Genomic DNA, 5,136 nt, shown 5'->3' with positions numbered 1-5,136 from the left:
TTCGGTTAAGCTGGGCTTGCCGTGGATTAGCCGAACAAACCGGAGAGCAGGGGGATGAGGGTCGTGCCGATCAGCACCACACCGCCGCCAGCCATGAGCTGCTTGATGCCCTGAGACTTAGCGCCGGGGTTGTCGTTGCCGTAGCCTTCCATGAGGTTGACAACACCCCACACCGCAAGACCCGCACCGAGCGCGATAACAAGCGTCTGGAGAACCGTAACTGCCTGATTGATAAATGCCATACTTGAATTTCCTCCTTAAATCGTTGGTGAATTGTGAAGGGCGAGTGCCTTTTCCAGCACCCGCCCCGATGGTTACTTCTGCGCGGCTGCCGGATTAACCGAACAGACCGGAGAGCAGAGGGATGAGGGTCGTGCCGATCAGCACCACACCACCGCCAGCCATGAGCTGCTTAATGCCCTGAGATTTAGCCGCCGGATTGTCGTTGCCGTAGCCTTCCATGAGGTTGATAACACCCCACACCGCGAGACCGGCACCGAGGGCGATAACGAGCGTCTGAAGAACCGTGACAGCCTGATTGATGAAAGCCATAGATTTTCCTCCTTGATTTGAAAAAGATTGGTTGTGTATTTTTGAAAATGGGCATAAAAAAAGAAGCCCCGTCGCTGTTCTGCTTTGGGATGAGCCATCAGGCTTTACCCACTGCGCAGTGCAGCGACGGGGCTTTAATCCGCTTCGACCTCGCCCATATCATAGAGGTCGAATGTGTCATCGGGCTTGACTACCAGCTTGTGCTGCCGGTACTTCTCGATGTCAAAGGCGTTCCGCTTGTCGTAGTCGGAGAGCTGCCGGTATTTGGGATGCTTCGTGATGTCGTATTTGTTACTGAGAAAAGGTCTCACGCCGCGAAGCTGCAAAATACACTTGGCTCCGTCCATGACGGCGATCTCATCCTGAGACATCAATTCCTTGCCGGTCTTCTGATAATTCAAGCCGTAGGAGTTGTTGTTGGAACGGGTTTCTGAGGTGTTGTAAAGGTCGATTGTCTCCTTGCCCAGCACCTCGCTGATTTCCTTGAGGGTGGATTTCTCCTTGCCGCCAAGAAAAAGTGTGCAGTCACAGTTGCCCGTGATGGTGTCAGCCGCATCCTTGTAGATGGTCTTGAGCTGAGACTGGGACTGCAAGATGATTGACGCCGAGATTTCCCGGCTTCGGATGGTGGCGATGAGCTTATCAAACTTCGGGATTTGACCGATATTCGCAAACTCATCGAGCAGACAGCGCACATGAACGGGAAGCCGTCCGTTGTAAACGTCATCTGCTTTATCGCACAAAAGGTTGAAGAGCTGGGAATACATGATTGCCACGACGAAATTGAAGGTGTCATCGGTATCGGAAATGATGACGAACAGCGCCGTCTTCCGGTCTCCGATTGTGTCCAGCTCCATCTCATCGTAGCTCATCAGCTCCCGCAGCTCTGCGATGTCGAAGGGCGCAAGCCTTGCACCGCAGGAAATCAAAATCGACTTTGCGGTTTTGCCCGCCGCCAGCTTGTATTTACGGTATTGCTTGACCGCAAAGTGGTCAGGGTCGCGGGCTTCCAGCTCATCGAACATGACATCCACGGGGTTCTTGAATGTCTCATCGTCCTCTCTGGCTTCCGAGGCATTGATCATTTCGAGCAGGGTAGTAAAGTTTTTCTCGTGATCGGGTGCCTCATACCAGATGTAGCCGATGAGAGCTGTGTAGTAGAGCTTTTCCGCCTTGACCCAGAAATCTTCGCCGGACTTATCGCCGTCTCCCTTCGTGTTGACGATGATCGTATTGACCAGCTTGAGGATGTCCTTCTCGCTGCGGATGTAGCTGAACGGGTTGTAGTGCATGGATTTCCGGAAATTGATGGTGTTCAGCGACTTGATGACGTAGCCGCCCTTTTCAAGCATTTTGCCGCACTCCACCAGCACCGTACCCTTCGGGTCAGTCACAACGTAGCTACTGTGCATCTGCATCAGGTTAGGTTTGACGAAAAAGCGCGTCTTGCCTGAGCCGGAACCGCCGATGACGAGGATGTTCTTGTTGCGGGCGTATTTTGGCTGCTTTGGACGGCTGTTCATGGTCAAGAACTCTGTCTGCGTCAAGATGACGTTGTTGGAGAACTCCGGGTCCATGTACGGCTTGATGTCCTCCGGCTTGCCCCAGCGGGCAGATCCGTATTCTTCGCCCTGCCGTAACTTCTTGCGATTCTTGCCCTTGACGTAGACCGCCAGCTTGAGCAGCGCACCGGCAATCAGCCCGATAAGCAGATCGACGGGATGAAAGCTGGGCAGCGGATTTGCAAAGGCTGTGCCGAACACGGCAAAACCGTTTGTCAGCTTGTCGATGAACTCTGTGCCGGGTGCGAGACGGAACACGGCGGCGATCTTATCTGCAAAGTAGAAGGCGAAGACATACGGAAGGTTCAGAAGAACGAGCTTCTTCACATCGGGTTTGTTCACAGCTCCACACCCCGATCCTTGGTTTTGACCTTGACCTTCTCCTTGTGCTGCGCCTTGCTCTGAGCTTTCTCCTGATCCAGCTTGTGCCGGATGGACGGCTGTTCCTTCTGCATGACGGTTTTTGCGGAGAACTCCTTGAAGGCGGCGGTCATCACATCAACGTCCCGCCCCTTGAAGAAGACAAGATAGCTGGGCGGCTCAACGGAAACGTCTTTCTTGAGCGCAAAGTCCAGACCGTATTTGCTGGCAGTCCGCTCAAAGGACTTGATGTTGCCATCCGTCACTTCGATGTTGGAGATAGCGGCGTTCTGGCTCATCAGATGCTTGATGGACTGCTTGCCGCGATAGGTTTTGGGCTGCTGCATCTGCTTCTGCGCCTTCTCGATCTCCTGCACGAACTTGTCCAGTGCCTTTTTCAGCACCTCGGCTGAGATCTTGCCGCCCTTGATCATGATTGCAACAACTTTGGTGTTGACTTCATCCTGCATTGCTGTGTTTACCTCCTTTCCTTGGTATGATTATGGGGACTGCTGCCGACGCTAAGGCGGCACAATCCGGCGATAGATGATTTTCATTTGCACTGTCCTCCTTTCCGAGCAATGCTCACGATGGTATTCATTAAAGAGTGTCTTCACAAAGGCTATAATCGTAGGCTTTCGGCTTCTTTGACCCTGCCGTTCTGTCCTGCCCGTAGAAATCATGGTTGACGAGGGCGGAGTAGTAATTGTCTATCGTCAAAGATGCGTTATACAGAGCGGTTAAAAGGTATGCCCGGATATTACGGATGTCTGACGGGTTCTTGTTCATTGCTTCCAGAACGTACTCTATGTGGCTGCTATTCAGCTTGAGAAAGCGGGACTTGACCACTTGCTGCGGCATATCCTCGCCATTGATACGGATGGTCGGAGCGGTAGAGCAGACGGCATCCAGCATGATGTCCATGATCTCCCGGAAGCGGTCTTTATCGAACTTCGGATCCTGACAGAGAATGTCGTAGTCAAGATTTTCTTTGATAATCTCTTCATACTCGCTTCGCTCATCCATCCTGTCCATCCCATCAAGATTGATGGATTGATAGTTCTTTGAGAGAGTATTTTTTTCTTGAGTAATTACTTGATCAGTATTTATTTGTGCGGACTTGTCCCCGTGTGGATTATCCACATCTGGCTTCTCCACACATGGATTTTCCGTGTGTGGCATTTCCCGTTCTGGCGTGGACTCCTGCGGCTCTTCGTATATCTCAAAGATTGTGCTGCTCATCCTGCCTTTACCGTCTCTCTGCCGGTGCCTGACGAGGTAGCCGTGTGTCTCAAGCTCACGGAGCGCGGAAAGAATGGCATCCGGACCTTCCTTGCAGATTGCGGAAAGCCCCTTGGTTGAGAACTTCCAGCCATCATTGAACGAGAGCATCTTTGAGAGAAGACCGACTGCCTTGAGTGACAGGCTCTTGTCTCGAAGGTGGAAGTTCGCCATGACCGTATAGCCACGATTCTTGTTTACGCGATAGACTGCCACGAAAATCACCTTGCCATCTTGGGAAGCAGTTCTTCGCCGCACTTTTTCTGGAATTTCATCCGAATGACATCCTTGCCCTTCGGCGTGAAGTAGGTCTGAGAACCGGTGTAGCAGTACGTCACAAAATCGCGGACGATGAACAGTCCGGCGTTGCTGTCCTTGTTGTAGGGAAGAAGCTGACCGGAGGGAGATCGGAACAGATACTTCTCCCTGAGAAGGAACTGGACGAACTTGCGCTCCGGGATTTTCAGTTCCTTCGCCGTCGTTCGGATATTGGTGCAGTCATCCGGGTTGATGAAGGCGTCGTAATAATCGGCTTTTGGCTTTGCCGTGTTCAGCTCACACTCAAGAGCCTTCACGCGATTCTTTTCCAGAATCAACGCCTGAGCGAACTCCATGATGACCGCCGGTTCCTTCTGAATGCGTTCCAGAAGGGAGTCTGTCATGTAGCCACCGGTTTTGCGGATGGTGGGAATGACCTCATGTGTGATCCAGCGTTTGAAGGCTTTGGCTTCGGGCTTACGGCTGCTCAGAATAAGCGTGTAAAGTCCGGGTTCGTTCACCACCGTCATGTTGGGATTGCCTCGTTTATTACCCTCATTTGAAATGAGGGTAATCATCTTCTCGTCCGCATCCAGCCGTGAAATGGCTTGTGACGAATTGCCGATCTCCAAAGCCCTGCACACGTCTACCGCCACAAACCACGGCTCGTTTTCGATCAGGGCTGTTCGGATTTCTCCAAACTGTTCATTCTTGAAGACTTCGATTTTGTTATCCATGATTGACTTCCTTTCCGGCAGCAGATGTGCCACTTTGATTTTTGAGGGTAGAAACGGGATTGCAGCAGTAGGGACACTCTGCAAACACGCAGGACTGATATTTCCAGAAGGGGCGATGAAAGCGGCAAGTACGGCACTCAGGAAGAATGCCATCCACGCCGCTGTCAAAATGATCAAAGCCGGGTGTGGTCTGCATCAGTAATTCCAGTGCTTGCAGATCACCGGCTGTCATGCGTTTCATGCTTAAAAACTCCTTTCCTTCGCCGCATCGCCAGCAGATATTCCGGCTTTTGGGCAACAAAAAAAGAGGGTTTGCTTCTTACTCCAAATTGGAGAAGAAACAAACCCTCTTCGTTTACGATGTAGTTCAGATGATTTCCCGGATG

General features: G+C 51.8%; 7 protein-coding genes. All 7 read right to left on the bottom strand.

Going from position 1 to position 5,136, the window contains the following annotated elements:
• Positions 1 to 26: 26 nt before the first annotated feature.
• On the bottom strand, positions 27 to 242 hold the full coding sequence (locus H8711_RS13215; protein WP_005934794.1) for a Maff2 family mobile element protein: 216 nt from the start codon (positions 240 to 242) through the stop codon (positions 27 to 29).
• Positions 243 to 336: 94 nt separating this feature from the next.
• On the bottom strand, positions 337 to 552 hold the full coding sequence (locus H8711_RS13210; RefSeq protein WP_130869802.1) for a Maff2 family mobile element protein: 216 nt from the start codon (positions 550 to 552) through the stop codon (positions 337 to 339).
• Positions 553 to 686: 134 nt separating this feature from the next.
• Positions 687 to 2,456, bottom strand: a complete 1,770-nt coding sequence (locus tag H8711_RS13205) for a VirD4-like conjugal transfer protein, CD1115 family (RefSeq protein ID WP_249283838.1) — start codon at positions 2,454 to 2,456, stop codon at positions 687 to 689.
• On the bottom strand, positions 2,453 to 2,944 hold the full coding sequence (locus H8711_RS13200) for a PcfB family protein (protein ID WP_249283837.1): 492 nt from the start codon (positions 2,942 to 2,944) through the stop codon (positions 2,453 to 2,455). The genes H8711_RS13205 and H8711_RS13200 overlap by 4 nt, the downstream gene beginning before the upstream one ends.
• 130 nt (positions 2,945 to 3,074) lie before the next feature.
• Positions 3,075 to 3,980 carry a DUF6017 domain-containing protein gene (locus H8711_RS13195; protein WP_249283836.1) on the bottom strand — a complete coding sequence of 302 codons (906 nt, stop codon included), beginning with the start codon at positions 3,978 to 3,980 and terminating at the stop codon, positions 3,075 to 3,077.
• On the bottom strand, positions 3,977 to 4,750 hold the full coding sequence (locus H8711_RS13190) for a BRO family protein (RefSeq protein ID WP_249283835.1): 774 nt from the start codon (positions 4,748 to 4,750) through the stop codon (positions 3,977 to 3,979). Before H8711_RS13190 ends, H8711_RS13195 begins: the two co-directional genes overlap by 4 nt.
• Positions 4,743 to 4,991: a hypothetical protein gene (locus H8711_RS13185; RefSeq protein ID WP_249283834.1), complete on the bottom strand. Its 249-nt coding sequence runs from the start codon at positions 4,989 to 4,991 to the stop codon at positions 4,743 to 4,745. Before H8711_RS13185 ends, H8711_RS13190 begins: the two co-directional genes overlap by 8 nt.
• Between the last annotated feature and the right edge of the window lie 145 nt (positions 4,992 to 5,136).

The sequence above is a fragment of the Ligaoa zhengdingensis genome (assembly GCF_014384885.1).
In the GTDB taxonomy this organism is placed as follows: domain Bacteria; phylum Bacillota; class Clostridia; order Oscillospirales; family Ruminococcaceae; genus Ligaoa; species Ligaoa zhengdingensis.
Note: the sequence above shows the minus strand (reverse complement) of the source record. Positions and strands in the feature narration are given on the sequence as shown.